Genomic DNA, 23,413 nt, shown 5'->3' with positions numbered 1-23,413 from the left:
CCTTTCTATAGAGGCGGACTTTCAATGCTTTCCCATAGATAAAGGGCAGCGTATGTCCGATAAGGAGGCCACGCTTTTGCAACGTAATCCAATTCTTCTGCCTTTGGCTTTTGATCTAAACCTCTCAATTTTTTCCATCCGTTTTGAAGCCCAATATCCTGAACAGGAAATAAATCCAGCTCACCCAGCCCGAACATGAGAAAATTTTCAGCAGTCCATCGACCGATTCCGCGAACCGCTTTTAACGCTGCAACTGCTTCTTCTTTATCCTTAAGGACAAGTGAGTCGAGCGACAAACGCCCCTCAGCGATCAGCGCGGAAGTATCAATGACATATTCCGCTTTTCTGCCGCTGAACTGCAATTCCCTTAGATCAGCTACACCCAGTGCGGCGGTGGTTTCCGGATATGGATAGAACCAGACACCGCTTTTCTCAAATCCTGTTTCATGCACAAACCGTGTGCTCAGTGTAAAGGCAAAGGTCATGTTCAGCTGCTGATGAATGATCGTTTTAACGAGAGAGCCGTACCGCTGAAAATCACATATAAACGGAGTATGACGAAATTGTTGAAAGAGCGGATCCAATTCCGTTCCTTTAAACGCATCGGCTACCGCGCCTAAATCTGTTTCCCACTGAAACAGTCGCGCAACTTCAGAAGTGACTGCTTTTTCGTCCGCTTCGTCCCATTCCAGCTGAAAAACGGGCCGCTCCATTGAGCCAGTCTGCAGCATCCGCACCGGCACCGGTTTATCGTCAATCCAAAGCGGTACGAACAGTTCCTGATGCTCATGATTAAGTTGAAGAAGCGGGTCAATGGACAACCGTTTCAACGCCTGATCGAACCGGTATGGTCGTACAAGCTCAATTGTTACTGTAGCCACGTTGATCAGCTCCTTCTGTTAGCAGGTATCGTATGGACTGTACTGTTTACAAAGTGAAAAAATGCCGTACCGTTTTTCCACAGTTCCAGTTTCGTAATGCCAGTGTTTGAGATCATGTATGGATTGTGCACCTCAGGCCAGCTGTCCCCGGCTGATAAATACATCAGCAAAATACTGATAAATCCGCCATGTGAAACAGCAGCAGCTACGGCTTCGTCTTCATGCGAGCAAAGCAGCCTGACTATCTTTCTGCATCTGTCTGTTAATTGTTCGAAGCTTTCCGTGCCCGGTATTCCCGAGGCTGCAAGTCTTTTTTTCTTTAACTCCGGATAAGCAGCTATAATTTCATGTTTCGTTCTGCCCTCAAGCGGACCAAGAGCCGCTTCTCTGAACAACGCAGATTCTTTTACTCGCAATGAGCGCGTTTCAGCGAGGTAAGCAGCCGTTTGGGATGCCCGCTCAAGGTCGCTGGCGTAAATGGCATCCAAGTGTACCTGCTCCATCCAGGCTGCAGCAGCTTTCCCTTCCTTTTTCCCTAATGAAGAAAGTGGATAGTCAGACTGTCCTTGAATGATACCGCCTGCGTTTGCTTCAGACTGACCGTGCCGGATCAAATAAATCGTAGGCATGCCCGGTCACTCCTCTTCCCCGCGATACTGACGGCATTTTTCTTCGAGCTCTTCCAGCATGAGAATCATCCGGTCAATATCCTCCACTTCCGTCCGCTCAGGATCAAGCTGATCTACCATATTTGAGAGTCGCTCCATGCGGTCATGAAGGCTCGTCCATTTTTCCTGCTTGTTCATCTATGATGCTCCTTTCCTTATCCAATGTACCATTCTATCACGCCAGCCCAGAAACTCAATTATATTCCTGCGCTCTCTTTACGAAAAACCTCCTGCAAGCCGCCTGAAGCTGTTAAACTATGAATGGCAGAAGCAAAACTCCTGCTTTAAAACAGGTATGGAAAGCAGAAAGGACGATAGAATGACGAATATAACGAAGATATCCCCTGCAAATGATCCGTGGGAAGCATATATGGATCAGACTGAGTTTGGCCGGGCTGTCTTATCAAATATAGAAATTACGACAACGAACCTTTGCAATATGCGCTGTGAACACTGTGCTGTCGGCTACAGTCTGCAGCAAAAGGATCCCGATGCACTCTCATTTGAGCGTATTAAGGAAAGCCTGGACACTGTGCCGTTTCTGCGCGCATTCAGTATCACCGGAGGAGAGCCAATGCTGAACATGAGATCCGTACGTCATTATGTGGTGCCTCTGCTCCGCTATGCACATGAACGAGGTGCGCGTACGCAAATTAATTCTAACTTAACGATGCCGCTGAAGCGGTACGAAGAAATTTTACCTTACCTGGATGTGCTGCATATTTCCCACAATTACGGAAGTATCGAGGATTTTTCAGATATCGGTTTTGCTGTTATGGAGAAAAAACCGCCGGAGCAAGTGCGGGAGAAAGCCTTCCGCACTATGGTGGAAAACAGTTTGGAGCTAAGCCGGCGCGGCGTGATGATTTCAGCTGAAACGATGTTGAATAAACGAACGCTGCCTCATTTAGAATCGATCCATGAACAAATTGTCTCGATGGGGGCTGCCCGGCATGAAGTTCATCCGATGTATCCAACCAGCTTCGCTGCCCACCTTGAAACTTCTTCACTTGATGACATTCGAGACGGGATCCATCGGCTTCTCGATGTACGCAATCCAGACGTTTGGATGCTGTTCGGCACCTTGCCTTTTTATGCGTGCAGCTCAGATAAACGGGATTTAGAACTGCTGCAGAGGCTTCAGGCAGAGCCAAACGTTACCGTCAGAAACGATCCCGATGGACGGTCACGCTTAAATTTAAACATTTTTGACGGGTCCATTCATGTCACGGACTTTCATGCTGACGGCGAGCTTGGAACAATTGATGACCACACCCTGCCGGAAGCATTCCATAAGTGGCAGCAGTCCAAAACTGCAGCTTCTTTATCGTGCCACTGTCCCGCTGTTTCCTGCCTTGGTCCGAATTTGCTCGTGAAAAACACCTACTACCCGGAGACCGACTTTCGCACTCGTCATGCAGCTATATCCTATAAACGGACTGATACAGCTGATATTTAGCAGGTCTTCGGCTCCAGGAGGATCAGAACGCAGCGAAGACCCGGCGGACAGCAGGAGGAAGCGGTTAGCTGAGGCCGTTCCCTCCGGACAGCGAGTGTCCGCAGATGCAGGCAGATGCAAGGTTATTCACCTGAAATTACTTTATCAACAGTCTGAAAAGCGCAGAGGCCTGAGCCTCTGCGCTTTATTAAATGCTGAATCAGCTGTACGCCTGCCGGTCCTGGCCGATAAGGCGCTCACACTGGCGGTGTCTCATGCTGAATATTTTAAGCGGGTCGTAAAAGTATTCCGGGTGCTCATGAAGCCTCTGTAATTCTGTCCGCGTTTCAGCAAGCGCTGTTTCATACTCTTCCATTATCTGCTCAATATGAAGAATGACATCAGTAAAGGCTGAATCGACATCCGCACGGATCGCTTTTTCAAATAGATCAAATTCAAAGAACAGCTTATAGGAAAGTGACTCCGCTGTATCCTGAAAATCATCATTCTCCAGAATACGCTTGTACTGCTGAAGTAAAAATGACTTGCTCTGCTGCATCTCTCCAAAAAATTTGCCGACATTACGCAGCATGATCTGCTTCGGCTCCAGTCTGCCCATAATGTTCTCTTCTGGAAGCTCCGTCCGGTTAATCATGCGCGTTAAGTCTCGGCGCCAGTCTTCCAGCAGAGCAAAATCCAGCTGAAGCTGCATTTTTTCTTGGCCGATCATACTGTTTAAGCTTTCATTGTTTTCATCCAGATACAGCTGGGATTCCTGGAGCTCTTGTTCTGTATTTTTCAGCCATCCTTGAAGCGAACGGCGGAAAATTGGGAAAAGCTCGTCGTCAACGAAGGCGCGCAGACGAGTATTCATCGCCGCATTCAAATCTTCGTGAAGATTTTTAACCGGCTTTTCCTCATCTTCAAGCACATCTTCACTCGCTTTAATTAAAGAAGGCACATTGGACTCAAACTGCTCCTTTTGCATCTGCTTCATTTTCTGATAGGTGCCGACAATGCTCTGCTGCTTTTCAGAACGTGTGTCTGTCAGCGTATTGCGAAGCCCTTTAAATCGGCCGAGCATTTCTTCATAAAACTGAATGTCCTGCTCAAGAGAATTTTCGACTGACCGCTGCTGTGCTTCGAGTCGGTCAAGCAGTCGTTTTGCAGCTCGAGCAAGCTCAGCTGCCGTCCGCTCAGCGCGATCAGAATCTGTGCGGATCGCCTCCAGCCACTTTACACGGTCAAATGTTAACCCGTCCCGCTGGTCCATCATCGTACTTAAGCCCGGAATAGCAGCCAGGTCTTCACGGAGCGGCTCCGTCGTTCCTGAAGGATCAAGCTCCTCAGCTTCCACCCAGGAAGCCATTGATTCCAGTAACCGGAGCATTTCTTCAACGGCAAGCGATGCATGCTCTGTTTCTTCATCCAGTGGACTTGTGAGCACGGATTCTTTTTCAGGATAAATCTCTTCCCATGCCGCTTGAGCTGCTACAGCAAGAACCGCATTCTGTCCGTCCGACAGCATTTCCCAATGCCGGAGAAGCTCCGGCATAACCGGTTCCATCTCTGACTCCATGAACGCCCCATTTGTCAGATCGAGGTAGACATCATGGTGCAGTGCTGCCATCTGCTCCCAGTCAGGTCTTCGAGTCAATTCAATGGATGCAAAGATCCCGTTCATCGCTGCCACCCAGTAAATAAACTGATCCGTGCCGCGGTAAACTGTCGTAAGTGCTCCCATAACGTCCTGGAACAGCCGGTGGTCTTTCTCTGCCAGGTCTTTAGCCGGAAGATCAAAATACTCCGGAGAAAAAGACGCTGTGTAACCGGATGTTATGTACCCGTGCAGATGACGATACCAGCTTAAATCATTCGTTCTGGCCCCCTCTTTAACGGCAAGGTCCACTGCTTTGTTCCAATCTTTATAATCCTCGTAGATGGTTCTTGCAAGATCAGATACACCTGGATAATCCGGATCGATATCAAGAGCAAGCTCTAAGTATTCATATACTTTCGCCTGATCTTTTTCTTCTGCGTAAATGGAGAGAAGTTGTAAAGCCGTTTCGCTTCTAAGCACACTGTCTTCTGTTTTTACAGAAAGATACTTGCTTTTCGCTTCTTCCATCCACCCGGAATCGTAGTGCGCATCACCAATGTTTTTCACTGCCCAACCGTGCAGCTCTCCTTGAACTTGCTCCCATTTAAATACTGCAGCCTCTAAATCCTGATGGTGATAGTAGACCTCTCCCTGTGCAAATCGAATATCGTCTTCTTCGCCTTCTCCTATCTTTAACGAGTCTGCCAGGAGATTCCCCAGCCGGCTGACCGGAAACTGATGATATTCTTCACCTGCAACTTGTTTATAATACGTTTTTTGAACAAGTGCCTCTGCCTGCGTCATATTATGATCCCTCCACGATGCCTGTTTGCCTGATGTTCCGGCTTATCCCGAAAGCATAGGTCTTTCATTGATATATTCGATGATAAAGACGTTTTTCCTGCGGGTCTGTTTCATTTTTTCGAGTCTTCCATAATATTTATGCTTCTCCAACCGCCGAAGCGGTAATAAGCAGCAGCAATCAAGGCACTCAAGACTAAGGAAGCGCCCATGCCAATGCCGATGCCGGCTTCACCAAACATCGAAGCTGCGAGATAGGTCAGTGGAAACCGGAGAATCCAAAATGAAATAACATTCAAAATAAATACCTGCATCATTCCCCCGGCAGCACGGACAACACCGTTTAGAACGAAGTTAATCCCAAGAAACGGGTAGAAAAACGCAACTGTCTGGACATACATCGTGCCGAATGCCACGGTTTCCGGATCTTGCACGAACAACCCAACCGCCCATTCTGCACTGAAAAAAACAGCTGCGCTTAGACTGACGGAAACGATCGCGATCAGCGTCAGTCCGCTTCTCGTTATATCTCCAACACGGCCCCACTTATCAGCGCCGATATTTTGACCTGCCATGCTGTTGATCGCAGATCCTAACGTCAGTGCTGGAATCATAATGAGACTGTCTAACCGCTGAGCAGCTCCGAAGCCTGCCGTGACTTCATCACCGAAGCTCGTAACAACCGTCATGATTGCCAGTACACCGCCAGAAATGACCATCATGGAAAGACCGGATGGAAGGCCGAGCTTAAATATCCTTCTTGCTTGCTCAGCAGCGGGCAGTGACGGCAAGGAAAATGGAACCCCTCCCTTTGTAACTGAATAAATAAGCCCATACAAAAAGGCAGTTCCCTGCGACAGAATCGTAGCATAAGCAGCTCCGGCGATCCCTAAATCCAATACAGCGATAAAAATGGGGTCCAATACTGCATTCAGTATCACGGCCAACAGGACGAACTTTACCGGGGTTTTACTATCTCCAAGCGCTCTCAGCACGGTCGCAATAAAGTTATAGCCAAAAAGAAATAAAATTCCAACAAAGTTTATGCGAAGATAAAGCGCAGCAAGCGGCAGCGTCTCTGCCGGAGTACCCATTGCATTCAAGATCCATTCAGCTGATACAAAGCCAATGACCCCGAGAATAAGAGCGAGGGACCCGAGAATCACCACAAACGCATTCAACGCCTTCTTTAATCCATCATCGTTCCCGGCACCTTTATACTGGGAGAGTACCGTCAATGCAGACGTATTAATTCCGATGATGAACGATAAAATCGTAAAAATGACAACGCCTGATACAGCAGTCGCTGCCAATGCACTTGGGCCGAGCAGATTTCCTACCCATAATGAATCAATCACTTGATACGAAGTCTGCAGGATATTCGTTAAAAAGATCGGCGAAGAGAACAGAATCATTTTTTTCATGATGCTGCCTTTCGTGAAGTCGTACTGCTTTCCCGCCATGATGGTCTCCTCCTGCCTTCTGCGTGCGACTAAAAAAGCTGACTTTCACCGGTCTTGCCGGTAAAAGCAGCCTACTTGTCTATTCCGTGATTTCGAATGTTTCTGTCAGATCGACAGCCCCTTCAACAGTGCGTGCCATCGGACAGTTTTTTGCGGCAAGTGAGACCGCTTTTTCGACCTTTTTCTCTGCAAGGCCGCTTCCTTTTATCACGTAGTGAAGAGCAATTGCTGAAATACGGTTTGCAGCTTCTTCATCTCTCGTCACATCAGCGGTAACCGTCAGTGAATCAACCTGCATCCGCTGTTTTTCCATTACCTGCCTCAAAACCGAAGCACTGCACACAGCAATGGATGAAACCATCAGCTGAAAAGGGCGGAAGCCATGTGCTTCTTTTCCGCTGATTTTCAATGTGCCGAATTCAAATTCGGTTTCAAAATACTCGCCTTGCCACGTAAAATCCATTGTATCCCTCCTGTTATCTGCCCTTCCTATTTTACCTTTCTCCCCCTGCTTCGTCACGTAAAAGCTTCTTGCATATCTGCATAAGAAGTCTAAAATAGGTGAAGGATATTAACTACTCGAAGCAGGTGATGCGTATGGCTAACAAACCCGGCTTCCGTTACTGGGTGCTGATCGGCATGGTGCTGATCGCCGGATTTTCGCAGGGTATGCTGCTGCCCGTGCTTGCAGTGCTGCTCGAAAATGCTGGCACGTCCTCTGCTGCCAATGGTCTTAATGCAGCAGCTCTTTATATCGGAATTATTTTGGTTTCCCCTTTTATCGAACAGCCTGTTCGAAAATACGGTTATAAGCCGGTTATCCTGGTCGGGCTGGTGCTTGTTACCATCTCTGTCCTGCTGATTCCCTTATGGCAGGCATTCTGGTTCTGGTTTGTTCTGCGGATGATCGTAGGGATTGCCGATAACTTGATCCACTTTTCAACGCAAGTGTGGATCAGTACGACAGCTGATCCTGCCAAACGAGGCAGACAGCTGGCTTTATATGGCTTGTCTTTCGGACTCGGTTTTGGCCTGGGGCCGATGACAGTTCGGCTTTTAGATGTCAATCTTTATCTTCCGTTCGTCATTTCTGCCCTGCTCAGCCTCGTTGCACTTTGCTTTATGCTGTATTTAAAAAATGAATATCCTTCTGGAAATGTGGAAACTGCATCAAAGCTCGGTACCGTCGGCAGGTATAAAAAAGTGATAAAACTCGCATGGTTTGCGCTGCTCCCCGGCTTTTGCTACGGCTATCTGGAGGCCTCGATCCACGGGAACTACCCTGTCTACGCCATGCGGATGGGCATCGACTTGGAGCTGACGACTATGTTTCTGCTTCCGGGGTTCGTTTTCGGAAGCCTCGTAACCCAGTTCCCGTTAGGGATGCTGAGTGACCGGATTGGGCGCAGCCGCGTTTTGCTTGGACTCATGACCACCGGAGCAGTTAGTTTCTTTCTAATGCCGTTAATCGAACAATCCTCCGTACTGCTTTTCAGCGGATTTGTTTTAACCGGCATGCTGCTCGGCTCTTTATTTTCACTCGGGATTACGTATTTAGCAGACTTGGTTCCGGCTGATCTGCTGCCTACGGGTAACGTGATGACAGCGGTGCTGTTCGGATTCGGCAGCATGACCGGTCCGGTGATCGGCGGGTTCTTGATTGATACGGTCGGGTCCGGTGCCATCTATTTGTCCATTGGCGGCATGCTGACGCTTGCTGCAATGGCAGGTGTCGTTTTCGAATACCGAAAATCCTCCGGCCGGCTTCACCAAACAAACAAGCAGACAGCCTGATCTTTTTTCAAAGTAATAGAGCTGCCGCCGGATGATCCGGCGACAGCTCTTATTGCCATTCAACACGTATTTTTAATCAAACACTTCTGCTAATACATGCTTCGTTTCTTTTTTATTCAAGTTCTTCTCCACATAGCCTGCCGGCTCTGTCTGAAGAACTTCACCAAACGTGCGGGCCATGTCAGCTTCACCGACTACGTAAATTTCCTGCCAGCCGTGGTCTTTTTTAATTTTCTCCACTTTTTGAGCCATGTCTTTATAAAAACGGTATTTATTTTCCTCGAATCGCTGCTTGAACTTATCCACATGGCTCGCACCGGAAGCGGTTCGATCCTGCGAAGCGAGGCCTTCTTTAAACGTCCACTCTTCCTTGCCGGAATCAAACTCATAGCTCCACTCGTCGTGGACTTCCCCGAGCGAGGTATCAATAACACGTACTTCATCATTATTCGGCATGACAACGCCAGCCCGCGGATAACTGCTTTGCAGGCTTTCAAGCTGGTCCAGCACTGGTGTTTCTTCCCAATGGAAAGAGGTTTCAACCGGCACTTGCAAATAATTGACTGACCAAAGATCTTCATGGTCGGATGCGAAGATAATGACACTCTTCAGTAAATTCGGCTGATTGCCATGGATTTCTTCTTCCACTTTTTTACGAAGCTTTTTATATGCTTTTTTCTCCTCTTGATCATCCGAGGCTTCGATATATTCATCAATTCGTTTCATACCGTTCTTGAGGCGGATCTTCCATTCCCCTTTTTGCTGGTCAGGATCAGACGGATCGGTGTTCAAGTAAACAGACAGAACACATTTACCGTCCGGACACTGTATTTTTTGGAGTGATTTCAGTTCGTTTGTTAATGCCATAGTCGATCAAACCTCCTAATAATATGTGTACTTTTTCTGTTGCCTGTTTCACAGGCATTAAAACATCTTTTTATTGTACTTCTCTAAAGCATCGAACAGAAAAGACGAAACGCTTCCTCAGTAGCAGGTTTTTTATTTACCGCCTTACCATGCAGAGTCGCTATCCCCTTATGTAACTGGAAAAAGAGGCTGGGACAAAACCAGCATCAAAAGAAGCCCTTACCATTTTTGGTGGGGGCTTTCTGTATGAGGGGGTTGATCCTTCCAATGCCGATCGCTTACCGCGGGCAAGGCTTCAGCTAACCGCCGCAAAAACAGCGGCGGTGGACCTTCAACCCTTGCTTTTCCCGCAGGCGTCTCTTGTCTTTTCACGATCAACCCATGATCAGGACCGTACGGTCTTGATTTCCCGAAAAAAAAAGGATACCTTCAGGTTAAGTTAGAACGACCAAGTCATAACAAAACCGGAGGTATCCTTATGTTTAAAGAGTTTAACATGGATCAGCTTGTACTGCTGATACATTTATCCTTTCCATGATCGAAACAGTTATTCGAAAACCGATCCGGAAGAGGATTCGTTCCTCTGTCCTAACGGACAAAAAGTCCCCTTCCGTTATAGGTCCCGCCGAAAGGATCGATCAGGATTTGAGCGGACATTCAAGGTCTACGAATGTGAAGACTGTACGAGTTGTCCTTTCCGCGTCGATTGTTCCAGGGCGAAGGAAGGGACGAACCGAAAGGTTTATTACAATGAAGGATGGGAAACGCAACAAGCACCTATCCGCCAACTGCTTTCGGAAGAGAAAACTGGAGCTTTCTATGGTCGGCGCAAAACCGACTTGGAAGCCGTTTTTGGATTTCTGAAGGCGAATTTGCGTTTCACCAGGATGTCGGTGAGAGGCAAAGCCAAGATAAAACAAGAACTGGGATTCGCCTTCATGGCCGTGAACAAGAGAAAGTTCACGGCCATGAGACAGATTCGTTCTTGCTTCTCCCAAATAAAACGCTTTCGACGACCCGCCTGGGACATCGAAAGCGTTTTTTACGTGCTGGAGAAGTATTTTGTCCCAGCCTCTTTTTATTACAATTTATTTGGCCCTTCACCAGGTTCAGGAACGTGCTCAAGTTCAACGTCTCCCTGATCGATTCGTTTCGGCTCCTCTTTAACTTCTTCAAGAAGGTCTTTCCACTCTGTATTAACTCCTTGAAGCACTCGGGATACTTCATCAAAATGGGACTTCATCTTTTTAGAAGCCTCCATGAGCTGCTTGACATCATCAGAAGCGTGATCCACTACGCGGGAAAGTTCTTCTCCCGAAGCCTTTAAATGCTGAACTACTTCTTCACGATTATCCCGCACCAATGCAATAAGGTTTTTCACCTGCACGCTGGAAGCAGAAGCCGCTCGTGTAACACCTTTTCTGGCTTTTGGACTTGAAGCTACGGCTGCAGCCGCTGCCAAAAGGCCTGCAATCGAGCCGGCTGTCACCCATTTAGAATTTTTGCTCATACACAAATCCCTCCGATCCTATCGTTAGTCACTCTGATTACCATTCTATAACAAATAGTGCTGGGAACCAACTGTCTGTTGCGAATTGTATTTCTCTGCGATAATTATGTTTAATTCCCTCCGCGAGTCTTTTGAAACCTGAACAGTCAACGATAGACCCTGATTTCATTAAATTCGTTGCTTTTTGTTGCGTCATCGCTTCGTAACTGGTATTGTCATTCCTTGTGCACGAAAAGTATGTGTTCCGTATTTATGAAGGAGGATAAACATGAAACATGCAAGAATAGACTGGCCGGTTATGGTTATAAGCGGCGGACTGCTGATCGCGTTTGTGATTGCTTCGCTGATCAATGCAGAAGCAGTAGGGGGCTTCGTTGACTGGTCCTTTACCTTTGCAACAACTTACTTCGGAGCATTTTGGCAAGTGCTTATGCTCGCTACGTTTCTTATCGCCATTATTATTGCCTTTTCCCGTTTTGGAAGAATTAAGCTCGGTGCGATGGATAAACCTGAATTTAGTACGTTTAAATGGATATCCATTATTATGTGTACGCTGCTGGCAGGAGGCGGTGTCTTCTGGGCTGCGGCCGAACCGATGTATCACTTTCTTGAAACACCGCCAATGTACGACGCAGAGCCAGGCACGGCGGGCGCTGTCATTCCAGCTATGGCGCAGTCATTTCTTGACTGGGGCTTTCTCGCCTGGGCTGTCCTAGGTACACTTGCTGCTATCATTCTCATGCACGCCCACTATGATAAAGGCATGCCGCTGAAGCCGAGAACACTGCTTTATCCCGTTTTCGGTTCTAAAGTCATTCACAAAAATGCGGTCGGTACACTTGCTGATTCATTTTCTATCATTGCTGTTGCAGCGGGAACGATTGGACCTATCGGTTTTCTCGGCTTACAGGCCGCGTACGGCTTTGAATCCGTATTTGGACTGCCCAATACATTCCTTACCCAAGTCCTGATCGTATTTGGTCTCGTTTCTGTAGCCGCAGTTTCAGCTGTTACCGGCGTTCACCGAGGAATTCAGTTTCTCAGCAGATGGAACGTCATCTTAACAATGTTTTTGATTGGAGCTGTGCTGATTCTTGGTCCAGGCGGCTTTATTATCGATACATTTATCGGTACAACCGGGGTATATGTACGTGACTTTTTTGAACTGAGTCTCTATCGCCAGGATACAGCATGGCTGTCGTTTTGGACGCTGTTCTTCTGGGGATGGTTTATCGGTTATGCTCCAATGATGGCTATATTTATCAGCCGTATTTCCAGAGGAAGAACCATCCGTGAGCTGGTTACCGCTGTAGCCATTATCGCTCCAATAGTAACGAATTTCTGGTTTTCTGTTGTAGGTGGTTCCGGTATTTTCTACGAACTGCAGCAGGCAGGTGCCGTTTCCGGTGCCTTAGATGAAGGCGGTATGCCGGCGGCGATGATCGCTATTGTAGAACAAATGCCGTTTGGAACCGTGCTTGCGATTCTGTTTTTAATCGTTACCGTTGTTTTTGTTGCTACAACGAGTGACTCCATGAGCTATTCGATTTCCATGGCAGTTACAGGTGGAACAACGCCATCTGCCGGACTTCGTGTATTTTGGGCCGTTTTGATGGGAGCCGTCGCATCTGTTCTGCTCTATTTAGGTGAAGGAAGCGTCGATGCCCTGCAGTCCTTTATCGTCTTCACTGCAGTCCCGGTTTCTCTGCTGCTTCTGCCGACGCTCTGGACGGCACCGAAAACAGTGCGCAAAATGTACAAAGAGCAGTTTGACTCGCAGCATCGCCCGTAGTGTTAAACATGAAAAATGGACTGATTAAGAAGCCTGGATTTTTTTCCTGGCTTCTTTTCTTTTTAAGCTTTTTAAAAGCACAGCGGTTAAAACGTTAAACAGATTATGCAGCTTACGCCTCGTTTCCAGGTATACGAATCTATCCATACCCATCGTCAGCTGGTTCACGCTATTAAGGAAATCATAATTTGCGTAAAATCAGATAAAAACCGAGCGCGGGTGTATGCAGCTCGGTTTTTATGCGGAAGCAAAGCCCTCCGTATTCATCTAAAGCTGAAGCGATTCGTACACCGCCTTGTTTCCATCGATCCAGACGCTCACCCTGCCTTGTTGCGCAAGCAAATCGAGATGACCTAGTGTCTCGGAAAACGTGAGGTCCGGTTGTTTCTTAAACATGGTACCATAGACTGTTTTCGTCAACTCTGCCACTGTCATCGGCTGTTCTAATTTTGATAAAAACATATCCGCTTTCTGAAGCTGAGCCGTCAGCCTTTTTTCGATCAAAGTTCTCGGGTTAGTAATCATATCCCCGTGCCCGGAAAAAATAAGCGCTGTTCCTGCACACTTTTTTAATGACTGCCGATAATCAAGCAGTGTTTTCGGACGTTCGGCTCCAGCTGAAGCGGGTGCTTCAATGATGGCGTTGGAGGAAATGTGTTTGATCACATGATCACCTGCAACCAGCAGCCCGTCTTCTTCACGCAGCAGACTGATATGTGTGCTGGCATGACCGGGCGTTTCGATAATTGTCCATCCTGGCAGCATTGGCGTCTGAACGGTCTCTTCCAGTTCATCTGTCATCTCTGCAGGTTGTACAAACTCCCTGTAGCGCTCCTGTTGGCGGACGATCTGCTCAATCACTTCCTCATCCATTCCATGTCTTTTAAAGAATGGACGAAAAAATGCTTCGATATGCTCGTAAAGTCCTTCATTCTTTTCAAGCCAAGGTTTTAAGAGCGGATGCCCTGCCGTTTTCGTTTTGCCCGTAAACATTCCGGCAAGACCGATATGATCGGGATGATGGTGTGTCAAAATCAGGAGATCGATATCCTCCGTTTCAAGTCCTCTCCCCCTGAGACCTTGTAACAGCGCCTGCTTCGCCTCCGGAGTATCCGGTCCTGTATCAATTAGAATATTTACGTCTCCGCTTATCAAGTACACATTCACATCTCCGACAAGGAACGGCGTCGGAATGATAATTCGTTCCACCTGACTCGTTCTAGAAGCAGTCCGCATCCGTTTCATCCTCCTTTTATTAACGTTCAATATATTGTAACAAACCTGTTATCTAAATTATCTGAATTTAGTGTATACTTATTCTTGAAGCCACATAAAAAGGATGGGATGACATGCGACGTATTAATCGAACCAGCTTTGAAGAGCTTGTCGAACAAAATAAACGTGACATTATGAATGACCAGCAGGCCGTTTCTGAGATCGAAGAAAAGCTTGACTCAAAATACGAAAAGCAGCTGAAAGCAGATTCTTGAATCTGCTTTCTCTGCATTTTATACGAAGCATGATTACTGCTGATACTTTTTAAGCAGCGACTGAAACTTCAGTGCGTGTGAAACATCTCCTTTTACCTTCAGTTTCCCGCTCATATAAGCCATGGTTGCATTTAAATCGTCTTCTGCAAGCTTTTGAAAGTATTCCCGGCTCATTTCAAGCACCAGTTTTGGCTCCCAGGGTGTTCCTTCTGCATAGTCGGCGGCTCCCTGATCGATTTTCAGCTGATAGGTACTATCCTCATCCGTAATGTGAAATTCATACGTGTAGGTCAATGATTCGATATGCTGCGGGTCTGCTTCCATTTTTTCAGTGAATTGCTGCAATACTTGTGAAACGGTCATCATAAGCCCTCCATTTGTGAATGATTATTCATTCATTATAGCTTCTTTCCTCCAATTTGTATAGAACTATACGAACAAATAAAATGCATACAGAAGCAGAAGCAGCAGAACGCCTCCGCTCAGCAGTCCGGCTGCGGCAACGGTCCCTGAAGCGGCTTGAAAACTTCCGGTATTAATCGTTTTACGATGCTTGAAATATAAATATGTACCTATTCCCAATACTGCTGCGCCTGCTGTAAATGAGAGCAGGCTGATCCAGATTGCCCCTCTCCCTGCCTGTTGATCCGAAAGAAGCAGCTCTGCTCCAAACACAAGAAACCCAATTCCCTTCATTGCAAGTGCGGTTCGAACCCATGCAAGAAACGTTCGCTCGTTTGCCAGATGCTGTTGGATATAGGAAGAATCCGGAGTAGGTTTCATCACGCTGCCTCCTCTGTTGTTTTGCTCCCGATCATGCTAAACTAAACAAGTTATGCTACCAGACAGGAGTTTTTAACTATGCGTACGTTTTTCATTATAGCAGGATTTTATGTAGCAGGCCTTGCGGCGCTTTCGTTCGGAATCAGCTTGATTATTACGGCCGGTCTTGGAGCCGGTCCCTGGGATGCCTTTTTTGTCGGTTTGTCTGAGTCGATCGGCCTTACAGTTGGGAGCTGGACGTTTATTGGCGGCTTCGTTTTGATTCTCATTAATGCAGCATTATTGCAGCAAAAGCCTGATTTTTCAGCACTTATTACGATGTTCTTAATTGGAAGCTTTATCGATTTCTGGATGCTTATTGTCCTAGCAGAAGCCGTTCCTGCTACGTTTATACAGCAGGCAGCCATTTTAACAGCTGGCATTTTATGCTGCGGCGCCGGCATTGCTTCTTACCTTCAGTCTTCCTTTGCCCGTAACCCGATTGACCACGCGATGATAGTGTTTCATACGCTGACTGGAAGAAGCTTGGCTTTCTCCAAAACAGCGCTTGAGCTGATGATTCTGGTTGCCGCTTTTTTCATCGGGGGTCCGATCGGGATCGGGACGTTAATCATTGCGTTTTTAATCGGTCCGCTGATTCAGGTTTTTCATCGACCTGTCACAGCCTTTCGTACAAGACTCACCGCATGATAATGGAAACGGAACCGGCAGCATGTCCTCATGCATGCTGGTTTTTTTGCTTTCACGCACTGAATTATTCCCTCTCTCCTACATTTTTCGTTCTTTTTACGACGATTTTTCTGTCTTTTTTGGCTCAGGGGGTTTACAAACGAAAATATATAAGTATCATTAAGAACGTTAATTATTTTTTTAACAAACTGAACAGACCGTGCTGTGTTCTCTTATCTGATCTTCCACTTCATTCCGGCAGCAGGAGATGACACGGCCGATAGTTTGCGAAAAAAGCATGAATGAAGGAGGTCCTCTCCAATGGCAGACTTTCACGAAGAGAAAGCCCGTGAGACGATTGATCATGCGAAAGAGCTGGTCATTGACTCCCTCGCGGAAACGATGGATCTTTACGGAGTAACCAGAAGCGCCGGAACCTTGTATGGGACAATGTATTTTGAAGGCGATATGACGCTGGATCAGATGAGAGATGAGCTTGGAATGAGCAAGCCGAGCATGAGCACCGGGGTCCGCAAGCTGCAGGACTTTAACGTCGTCAAAAAAACATTTAAAAAAGGCGAGCGTAAGCATACGTATGTAGCAGAACGGGATTTTTTCAAGTTTTTCTCCAATTTTTTCAGTAAGAAATGGGACCGCGAAGCCGCATTGAACCTGGAATCAATCCGGCATGCACAAAAAGAGCTCCTGGAGCTTTCCTCACAGGAAAATCTTCCGGAAAGCGTAAAGGAAGAAGCGAAATCAGTGTATACTATATTAGAAGAGTCCAAGCCTTATTATTACTGGCTTCAGCGGCTTTCTGCCTCTGTAAAATCCGGAGAAATTTTCGACTTGATTCCTTTTTATCCTGAAGATCAGGATACAAACGAATAAACGGTACCCCGGTGGTATCAAAATTTAGCAGGAGGTTGTCAAGCATGAAAAAGACGAACATGAACATCTGGAAGACATCAGCAGGAATAGGAGCGGCGGCACTGCTGCTGGCTGCCTGCGGAGAAGAAAACACAGGTGCAGATGAAGATTACAGCCCGGAAGGCCAGGAAATTGAGCTGACGTATGTAGCATGGGAATCGGAGCTTGCCTCCACAAACGTGATTGCGAAGGTTCTGGAGGAAGCAGGGTACGATGTAACGCTCACTGTCGTTGAGCAGGCACCGATGTGGGTCAGCGTAGCGAATGGCGACGCAGATGGTTTTGTCGGCGCATGGCTCCCGTCTGATATGGCTTCTGAGTATGAACAGTACGGGGACGACATGGTAGACCTTGGCGCGAACCTGGAAGGAAGCCGCACCGGTCTTGCAGTTCCTGACTACATGGACATCACGAGCATTGATGAACTGTCTTCTGATGTCGTTGATGAAATCATCGGTATCGACGCTGGTGCGGGCATCATGATGTCCACTGAAGAAGTGGTCGACGTGTATGACCTTGATATTGATGCTTCTCCAAGTTCTGATGCTGCGATGACCGCTGCTCTGGATGCTGCTATTGACAATGAAGACCCGATCGTCGTAACAGCATGGCAGCCTCATTGGAAGTTTAACTCTTACGATATCCGCTTCCTGGAAGATCCGGAAGGTGTTTACGAGGAAGAGGAAGAAATTCGCACGATGGTCCGTGAAGGTCTTGAAGAGGATCATCCAGTTGCGTTTGACATCCTCGACAACTTTTATTGGGATGCTGACGACATGAACGAAGTCATGCTTGACGTAGCTGAAAACGACATGGAAATCGAAGACGCTGCTCAGCAGTGGATCGACAACAACCGTGAAACCGTTGACGAGTGGCTTGACGTTGAAGGTGCAGAAACAGATAACGAGGGTACGGATAACGAAGAATAAACGAAAGCAAGAAAGAGAGCGGTCCAGATACGGACCGCTCTTTCCAGAGTTGATAAAGTCTTTCGACTTACATGTTGATTCGTTTGGTTTTATTTCCCTTCTGCTTACCTAGCCTGCCCTGGGCTGACCTTCCGCTATTTCTCAGGGTGACCCCCTGTATGAAGGGAAGAAAGGCACGAGAGGATGGCGCGGCTTCACTCGGACTCAGGCTTCTCACGTGAAGCCTTCAAGAGCCAGTCCGGCTCCGCTCGTGCGATCTGCCGCTCCAAAACAAAGCGCTAGAGATTCTTCAGACTGCTTGTTGCGCCCCGCCGGACACATCGGGAAACAGATCTGCTTATTGGAAAATAACGTTTCACGATAATCAGAAGCGACTGCTTTTTTATGTTTATCATGATTTCTAGGAAGTCCGGACACTCCTATTCAATGTTGAAACGTCTCATCGGGAAGGTTTTATCCTGTATGGAAGCTGATTAACCAGGTATATGAAACGTACTGCCAGCTGCCTACATCGAAGGAGCTCGACTCCGAGAGGATTAGAACGAGGCGAAGATCCAGCGCTTCCGACGGAAGAAGGAAGCGGTTAGCTGAGCCCGTTCCCTCCGGAAAGCGAGGGTCCGCAGATACAGGCAGATGCAATCTTATTCACCTAAAATGACTTTATCAGCACTCTGAAAGAGAGCGGTCCAGATACGGACCGCTCTCTTTCTTTACATAGGAGTACGTGCTGCGCTTTCTATTCCGTACTTGAAACTGCCGCTGCATTTAACTTGTGAACGAAGCTGGATCGCATTTAATTGCCGCTGCGTCCATGCGCCTGTTACAACACGCTTTCACTCTCAACCGCAGCCGGCAAATGCTCTTCTACCCGCTGTTGAACAAGAGCAGCAAGCTCAGCTGCATCTATTTTCTTGTCCTGATGAATCGTAATCGGCTCTCCATACGTAACGATGACGCGAGCAGGCTTCATTTTTCCTCCATTCGCTTCCATTAACCGGTACGACCCATCGATTGTAACGGGAACAATCGGCACTCCGGATAACTGCGCCAGCTTTAGGCTCCCTTTCTTGAACTGCCCCGGTTTTCCGCCCCGGTTTCGCGTGCCCTCCGGAAAAATAACCAGACTGCTTCCATTCTTTAATTTCTCAGAACCTTCCCGGATGGCAGCTACAGACTGCCGCCGGTCCTTTCGATCAATAAACACACAGTCAAGCAGCTTCATCCAAGAACCGATGAGCGGTATTTTTTTAACCTCTACCTTTGAAATAAAGCCGATTTTTCTATTAGCAGTTGAAAGTAGTATCGGGATATCGAAGTTGCCCTGATGTCCAGCAACAAACAGTACAGGTCCATCAGGCAGCTGTTCGTTTCCGTGAACGACTATTTTCCCTCCGGCAAACTTGACAAGACTTGCAGCCCAGAGGTACGCACGCCTGTGAATATAAGCGTCAGCTTTTTCCCTGTCCTTTCGTTTCAGCATGTGAGCAATTCCAAGTCCGGGAATCACCAGAACCAAGTGAATAAAAAAGTAGATAAACCATAACCCTGTTCGAATCATAACTGCATCCGCTTCCTTTCTAAAATTCAATCAGCTGAAGCTGCTGCTTCAGGTGTAAAAAATCCGGTGTCAGGGAACATAATCGATGAATATGCCTTTTATAAAGGAGGTTGATTATGCCCCGCTATGATATTACCGTGACAGGCCGTGTGCAAGGTGTTGGATTTCGTTATTTTGCACAGCTCGAAGCCTCACAGCGGGAGCTCTCAGGTTGGGTCCGCAATGAGCCGGATGGATCTGTACGTATGGAAGCTCAAGGAGATGAAGAGAGCTTGCATGCGTTCATCCGAGCGCTTGGCCAGGCGAGATATCCGGCCGAGGTTGACCGGGTGATTCCGGTTGAGCTTGATGAAAAATCCGAACCTGCAAAGTTCCGCATCGTTCACTGATGTAGTAGTTCTTCAGCGATCAGCCGATATGACTGCATCCGGTTTTCATGCGAGTGCAGGTTACTGATAATCATCAGCTCCTGCGCTTTCGTTCGTGCAGCAAGCTCCTGCAGCTGAGAAGCAGCTGACTTGGCGCTTCCGACAATCAGTCTGCGGCGATTTTCTTTCTGACGCTCCCCATCATATCCGGACCAGTCGTGGGCTTCTGCTTCTTCCGGATGCGGAATTTCCGGAAGAGGCGCCCCTTTTTCTGCTGATAATACGGCTAAGTCTACGCTTTTTGCCAGCCTTTCCGCTTCTTTGTCAGTCGGTGCACACACAACGGAAGCAGCAGCCATGAAATAAGGCTCGTCCAACCACTCAGAGGATTGAAACTGATCCACATAAACAGCTGCCGCTCGATCGGTTTCCTCTTCATTAATGAAATGCGCAAATGTAAATGGGAGTCCATGCGCGGCAGCAAGTGCTGCTCCCTTTTCTGAAGAGCCGAGAATCCAAACTGGAGGCGCTGTACGTACTGAGGGGCCTGCTTTCGCCTCGCCGTACACATATTTTTCTACAGGCCGGTCATGCAGCCAGTTTAAAAGATCCTCCAGCTGTTCTGGATACCTTGCTGCATTCCGCGGACGGCCTTCACTTAATGCCAGTGAAGCTCTAGGCATACCGCCGGGCGCCCTGCCAATCCCGGCATCAATTCTGCCCGGATACAGGGCTTCCAGCATATGAAACAGTTCAGCTGCACGATACGCACTGTAGTGAGGCAAAAGCAGCCCCCCTGTTCCAAGCCTGATGACGCTTGTTTGGGAGCCGATACGGCTCAGCAGTATTTCCGGTGCGGTACAGGCTAACCCTGGACTATCGTGATGTTCTGCAGCCCAGTAGCGGTAATAGTCCAGCTTTTCGGCCATAGCTGCCAGTTCAATGGACTGATGAAGAGAGATCCGGGCAGAGCCGCCGTACACTACAGGGGACTGATCAAGCACACTGAGTCGCATTAGCTACTCTGCTCCTTTATCAACAGATTCTGGGGCACCGAACCGCTGAAACACATTCGATCCTGTTTCTTTATAAACGGTGCGGCCTGCAATGTCATTGATGATCGTTGCGTTACGATGAACAGCTAGTGCCAGATTGGTCGCGCCGGCACCATGCGAGTGAACGATATCAGTTAGCGTATAAAGCCTGCCGGTCCGCTCGTCAGGAAAGGATACGTCGAAACGCCGGTTGATTTTCAGCCATCCGTCCCCTTCCCTGTTCGCGTCCTTTGTGAGCACGTCAAGCCATTCCGGTACATCAGGCTTGTAGCCGGTTCCAAGAATCACCCTGTCGACGGTTACATCGAATGTTTCTTCCTGCTGATGCTGCCGAAGCGTAACGGTGTACGAGCTATCGCTGTTCGCTGTAATATTCTCCACTTCCGTATTCGCCTGGATGCAAGCTCCGCTTGAATATCCACCAGCTGTACGATGATAAAGAACATCGTAGATTTTATGCAAGGTGCTTTCTTCCACTCCATTTCGCAGCTGCGTCAGATTAGGCAGCTCTTCCAGTCTCCTCTCCAGCGGGAGTTGATGGAAATAGTTAATGTAATCTGGAGAGAATATTTCCTGACCGAGCTTACCTGATTCCAGCTGAAAAAAACCGGATGATCTGGTAAACCAGTGCAGCTCAGGCCGGTCATCTTTTTGAAGCAGCTCAAGAAACACTTCGGCTGCACTTTGACCTGAGCCAGCTATCAGCACGCTGCCTGCTCCCGCAATACTGTCTTCCTGCATGACATATTGACTTGTATGCAGCACATCCTCGGGAGGATGGCCCTGCAGGGGCTCTGGTATGAGCGGCTTTGTTCCTGTACCAACTACGATATGATCAGCATAATACACCGTTTCTACTTTCGTCTCCTGATCGAGCACCTGCACGCAGTAGCACCCTTGATCATAGGTAACATCTGTTACACGTCTTCCAAAGAGACAGTTATGCAGTTGATCTGCGGTCCAGCGGGCGTAGTAGTTATATTCTCTCCGGGGGATATCGAAGCGGTTAAAAAAGAAAAAGGCGTGCAGCCGGCCTTGTGAAGATAAATAGTTCAAAAAAGAATACGGGCTCGTTGGATCTGCCATCGTTACCAGATCGGCTAAAAACGGAACCTGCAGATCTGCTCCTTCGATCAGCATACCGGGATGCCACTGAAATTCAGGCGATTCATCAAAGAAAAGAGAGGTAACCCCCTCCGCTTTCGTTAACAGTGCGGCGAGCCCCAGATTAGCAGGTCCGATTCCAATTCCAATTACATGATAATTCGTCTTTTTTTGTGCCATGAGCTGATTGGACATCCTTTCACTCCAGCATCGATCAATTAGATGGGACAGGCCCGCCTTATGAAAACGGGCACAAGCAGCACGATACTTTTTTGGAGGTGTTTTGTTATGACCCAGCCGACTTTTGCCGTCTGGTTTCGAAATGATTTTCGTTTTCACGACCACCCTGCTCTGGAAGCTGCCTGGAATGCAGCAGAGGAGCACGATGGCAACCTGATGTTTTTCTTTCATCTGCATCCGGATTTTCAGCATAACACAGATAGCAGCAATGATTACTTTTTTCAAACAGCAGCTTCGTTCAAATCACAATGTGAGGAGGCGGGTCTGAAGCTTCATATTCTCTCAGGTACAGTAGAAGAAGCATTCAGCCTGCTGGCTGAACGGACTTCCTCCCTGCGCGAAATCTTTTATATCGAGGATTATACACCTTTTTCACACGAACGCGACAGCGAAGCCTTTCGCACCCTGGAAAAATCAGATATTCAGTTTACCAGCACGCCGGGAAGCTATATACACGAGCCGGACGAGATCGTTAAAAACGATGACACTCCTTACAAAGTATATACTCCCTTTTCACGCAAGTGGCTGCAGGAAGACAAACCAGCGGAAGCCGATGATAATCACGACCAGTTCCATAAGCGGTATCATCCGCATCAATCGCTTTCTGCTGACGGCGAAAAGGCCTTTGAGCAGGTTCTTTCTTCCTGCAGCCGTAAGTGGCAGGCGCTTGGCGAAGCGGCCGCACTCGACAGACTGGAGGATTTTATTGATGACCGTATAGCACACTATGACAAGGAACGAGACAGTCCCGCCGTTGCCGGCACGAGTCGGCTGTCCCCTTATATCCGCACCGGCGCCCTCTCTGTCAGACGTATTTACCATGCAGCGGCAGATAAAGGCGGACAGGGTGCGGAAACATTTATCAAAGAGCTTGCGTGGAGAGATTTTTACGCGATGATCATGTATCATTTCCCGGAGACGGCAGACCAGGAATTCCAGGAGAAGTTCCGTTCGCTCGAATGGGTGACCAGTAAAGAAAACCTGCAAGCCTGGCAGGAGGGTCGTACAGGGTTCCCGATTGTTGATGCCGGAATGCGCCAGTTGAATGAAACCGGATGGATGCATAACAGGCTTCGCATGATCACCGCCTCCTTTTTAACAAAGGATTACCATATTGACTGGCGGGAAGGAGAAGCATATTTTGCTGATAAGCTGATTGATCATGACCCGGCTTCAAACGTCGGGGGCTGGCAGTGGGCCGCTTCGACTGGCACCGATGCAGTACCGTATTTTCGTGTGTTCAGTCCGATCCGTCAGTCTGAACGGTTTGATCCGGATGGCTCTTTCATCAGACGTTATGTGACGGAGTTGGCGGATGTTCCTGATAAATGGATTCACGAACCTCACAAGATGCCGGAGGAAGAACAACAACAAGCATCATGTACCATTGGGGAGGATTATCCCGAACCGACAGTCGATCATAAACTGGAACGAAAAAAAGCGATCGAGATGTATCAGGATAAGGGGGAGTAA

General features: G+C 47.8%; 23 protein-coding genes and 1 pseudogene. 10 read left to right on the top strand and 14 right to left on the bottom strand.

Features of this window, described 5'->3' with window-relative positions; translation table 11 throughout:
- Positions 1–5: 5 nt before the first annotated feature.
- Genes ACFO4L_RS00595 through ACFO4L_RS00585 form a run of 3 tightly spaced genes read right to left on the bottom strand, consistent with a single transcriptional unit; the run spans position 6 to position 1,687 of the window.
- The gene (locus ACFO4L_RS00595; RefSeq protein WP_377907692.1) at positions 6–881 is read right to left on the bottom strand and encodes a DNA-3-methyladenine glycosylase family protein; all 876 of its coding nucleotides are present in this window, start codon (positions 879–881) and stop codon (positions 6–8) included.
- A gap of 5 nt (positions 882–886) precedes the next feature.
- On the bottom strand, positions 887–1,510 hold the full coding sequence (locus tag ACFO4L_RS00590) for a histidine phosphatase family protein (RefSeq protein ID WP_377907691.1): 624 nt from the start codon (positions 1,508–1,510) through the stop codon (positions 887–889).
- Between the two features lie 6 nt (positions 1,511–1,516).
- Positions 1,517–1,687, bottom strand: coding sequence for an SE1561 family protein (locus tag ACFO4L_RS00585; RefSeq protein ID WP_377907690.1), 171 nt, complete (start codon positions 1,685–1,687; stop codon positions 1,517–1,519).
- A 181-nt stretch (positions 1,688–1,868) separates the two neighbouring features.
- On the opposite strand from ACFO4L_RS00585, the gene yfkAB reads away from it, so the two are divergent.
- Complete coding sequence (gene yfkAB, locus ACFO4L_RS00580) at positions 1,869–3,008, top strand: radical SAM/CxCxxxxC motif protein YfkAB (protein ID WP_377907689.1); 1,140 nt, start codon at positions 1,869–1,871, stop codon at positions 3,006–3,008.
- A gap of 199 nt (positions 3,009–3,207) precedes the next feature.
- On the opposite strand, the gene ACFO4L_RS00575 is transcribed toward yfkAB, so the two are convergent.
- The 3 genes from ACFO4L_RS00575 to ACFO4L_RS00565 all read right to left on the bottom strand — a co-directional run bounded on the left by ACFO4L_RS00575 (position 3,208) and on the right by ACFO4L_RS00565 (position 7,314).
- Positions 3,208–5,391, bottom strand: coding sequence for a hypothetical protein (locus ACFO4L_RS00575; protein WP_377907688.1), 2,184 nt, complete (start codon positions 5,389–5,391; stop codon positions 3,208–3,210).
- Positions 5,392–5,501: 110 nt separating this feature from the next.
- Positions 5,502–6,851 (bottom strand): MATE family efflux transporter, encoded by a 1,350-nt coding sequence (locus ACFO4L_RS00570; RefSeq protein WP_377907687.1) that lies wholly within the window; start codon positions 6,849–6,851, stop codon positions 5,502–5,504.
- 79 nt (positions 6,852–6,930) lie between these two features.
- Entirely contained in the window at positions 6,931–7,314 is a 384-nt protein-coding gene (locus ACFO4L_RS00565) for an OsmC family protein (RefSeq protein ID WP_377907686.1), read from the bottom strand.
- Between the two features lie 134 nt (positions 7,315–7,448).
- On the opposite strand from ACFO4L_RS00565, the gene ACFO4L_RS00560 reads away from it, so the two are divergent.
- On the top strand, positions 7,449–8,645 hold the full coding sequence (locus tag ACFO4L_RS00560) for an MFS transporter (protein WP_377907685.1): 1,197 nt from the start codon (positions 7,449–7,451) through the stop codon (positions 8,643–8,645).
- A 72-nt stretch (positions 8,646–8,717) separates the two neighbouring features.
- Here the strand turns inward: ACFO4L_RS00560 and ACFO4L_RS00555 are convergent, their stop codons facing one another.
- Entirely contained in the window at positions 8,718–9,512 is a 795-nt protein-coding gene (locus tag ACFO4L_RS00555) for a VLRF1 family aeRF1-type release factor (protein WP_377907684.1), read from the bottom strand.
- Positions 9,513–10,036: 524 nt separating this feature from the next.
- Between ACFO4L_RS00555 and ACFO4L_RS00550 the strand changes: the two are divergent.
- A pseudogene (locus ACFO4L_RS00550) lies at positions 10,037–10,654 on the top strand (transposase); the annotation flags it as partial.
- On the opposite strand, the gene ACFO4L_RS00545 reads toward ACFO4L_RS00550, so the two are convergent.
- A complete protein-coding gene (locus tag ACFO4L_RS00545; protein WP_377907683.1) occupies positions 10,594–11,022 on the bottom strand; it encodes a hypothetical protein in 429 nt (142 codons plus the stop codon). The pseudogene ACFO4L_RS00550 and the gene ACFO4L_RS00545 overlap by 61 nt on opposite strands.
- 268 nt (positions 11,023–11,290) lie before the next feature.
- Between ACFO4L_RS00545 and ACFO4L_RS00540 the strand changes: the two genes are divergently transcribed.
- Positions 11,291–12,814, top strand: coding sequence for a BCCT family transporter (locus tag ACFO4L_RS00540; RefSeq protein ID WP_377907682.1), 1,524 nt, complete (start codon positions 11,291–11,293; stop codon positions 12,812–12,814).
- A gap of 267 nt (positions 12,815–13,081) precedes the next feature.
- Here the strand turns inward: ACFO4L_RS00540 and ACFO4L_RS00535 are convergent, their stop codons facing one another.
- Positions 13,082–14,059, bottom strand: coding sequence for an MBL fold metallo-hydrolase (locus tag ACFO4L_RS00535; RefSeq protein WP_377907681.1), 978 nt, complete (start codon positions 14,057–14,059; stop codon positions 13,082–13,084).
- Positions 14,060–14,163: 104 nt separating this feature from the next.
- Here ACFO4L_RS00535 and ACFO4L_RS00530 point away from each other — a divergent pair, with 104 nt between their 5' ends.
- The gene (locus tag ACFO4L_RS00530; protein WP_377907680.1) at positions 14,164–14,304 is read left to right on the top strand and encodes an FbpB family small basic protein; all 141 of its coding nucleotides are present in this window, start codon (positions 14,164–14,166) and stop codon (positions 14,302–14,304) included.
- A gap of 33 nt (positions 14,305–14,337) precedes the next feature.
- On the opposite strand, the gene ACFO4L_RS00525 is transcribed toward ACFO4L_RS00530, so the two are convergent.
- Complete coding sequence (locus ACFO4L_RS00525) at positions 14,338–14,667, bottom strand: SCP2 sterol-binding domain-containing protein (RefSeq protein ID WP_377907679.1); 330 nt, start codon at positions 14,665–14,667, stop codon at positions 14,338–14,340.
- Positions 14,668–14,733: 66 nt separating this feature from the next.
- A complete protein-coding gene (locus tag ACFO4L_RS00520) occupies positions 14,734–15,087 on the bottom strand; it encodes a YidH family protein (protein WP_377907678.1) in 354 nt (117 codons plus the stop codon).
- Between the two features lie 78 nt (positions 15,088–15,165).
- On the opposite strand from ACFO4L_RS00520, the gene ACFO4L_RS00515 reads away from it, so the two are divergent.
- The 3 genes from ACFO4L_RS00515 (at position 15,166) to ACFO4L_RS00505 (ending at position 17,615) form a co-directional block, all read left to right on the top strand.
- Positions 15,166–15,777 (top strand): YczE/YyaS/YitT family protein, encoded by a 612-nt coding sequence (locus ACFO4L_RS00515; protein ID WP_377907677.1) that lies wholly within the window; start codon positions 15,166–15,168, stop codon positions 15,775–15,777.
- 300 nt (positions 15,778–16,077) lie between these two features.
- Positions 16,078–16,647, top strand: coding sequence for a choline uptake/conversion transcriptional regulator CudC (gene cudC / locus ACFO4L_RS00510; protein WP_377907676.1), 570 nt, complete (start codon positions 16,078–16,080; stop codon positions 16,645–16,647).
- Positions 16,648–16,691: 44 nt separating this feature from the next.
- Positions 16,692–17,615 carry a glycine betaine ABC transporter substrate-binding protein gene (locus tag ACFO4L_RS00505; RefSeq protein WP_377907675.1) on the top strand — a complete coding sequence of 308 codons (924 nt, stop codon included), beginning with the start codon at positions 16,692–16,694 and terminating at the stop codon, positions 17,613–17,615.
- A gap of 820 nt (positions 17,616–18,435) precedes the next feature.
- Here ACFO4L_RS00505 and ACFO4L_RS00500 read toward each other — a convergent pair.
- Complete coding sequence (locus ACFO4L_RS00500) at positions 18,436–19,173, bottom strand: lysophospholipid acyltransferase family protein (protein ID WP_377907673.1); 738 nt, start codon at positions 19,171–19,173, stop codon at positions 18,436–18,438.
- Between the two features lie 116 nt (positions 19,174–19,289).
- Here ACFO4L_RS00500 and ACFO4L_RS00495 point away from each other — a divergent pair, with 116 nt between their 5' ends.
- Positions 19,290–19,562: an acylphosphatase gene (locus ACFO4L_RS00495; RefSeq protein ID WP_377907672.1), complete on the top strand. Its 273-nt coding sequence runs from the start codon at positions 19,290–19,292 to the stop codon at positions 19,560–19,562.
- Here the strand turns inward: ACFO4L_RS00495 and ACFO4L_RS00490 are convergent.
- Both ACFO4L_RS00490 and ACFO4L_RS00485 read right to left on the bottom strand, forming a co-directional pair.
- On the bottom strand, positions 19,556–20,557 hold the full coding sequence (locus ACFO4L_RS00490; RefSeq protein WP_377907671.1) for an LLM class flavin-dependent oxidoreductase: 1,002 nt from the start codon (positions 20,555–20,557) through the stop codon (positions 19,556–19,558). The genes ACFO4L_RS00495 and ACFO4L_RS00490 overlap by 7 nt on opposite strands.
- A 3-nt stretch (positions 20,558–20,560) precedes the next feature.
- Complete coding sequence (locus ACFO4L_RS00485) at positions 20,561–21,895, bottom strand: lysine N(6)-hydroxylase/L-ornithine N(5)-oxygenase family protein (protein WP_377907670.1); 1,335 nt, start codon at positions 21,893–21,895, stop codon at positions 20,561–20,563.
- A gap of 93 nt (positions 21,896–21,988) precedes the next feature.
- Here ACFO4L_RS00485 and ACFO4L_RS00480 point away from each other — a divergent pair, with 93 nt between their 5' ends.
- On the top strand, positions 21,989–23,413 hold the full coding sequence (locus tag ACFO4L_RS00480) for a cryptochrome/photolyase family protein (RefSeq protein ID WP_377907669.1): 1,425 nt from the start codon (positions 21,989–21,991) through the stop codon (positions 23,411–23,413).

Origin of the sequence: Bacillus daqingensis (assembly GCF_042654445.1) — a bacterium.
In the GTDB taxonomy this organism is placed as follows: domain Bacteria; phylum Bacillota; class Bacilli; order Bacillales; family Salisediminibacteriaceae; genus Alkalicoccus; species Alkalicoccus luteus.
This window is presented reverse-complemented; position numbering and strand designations above follow the sequence as displayed.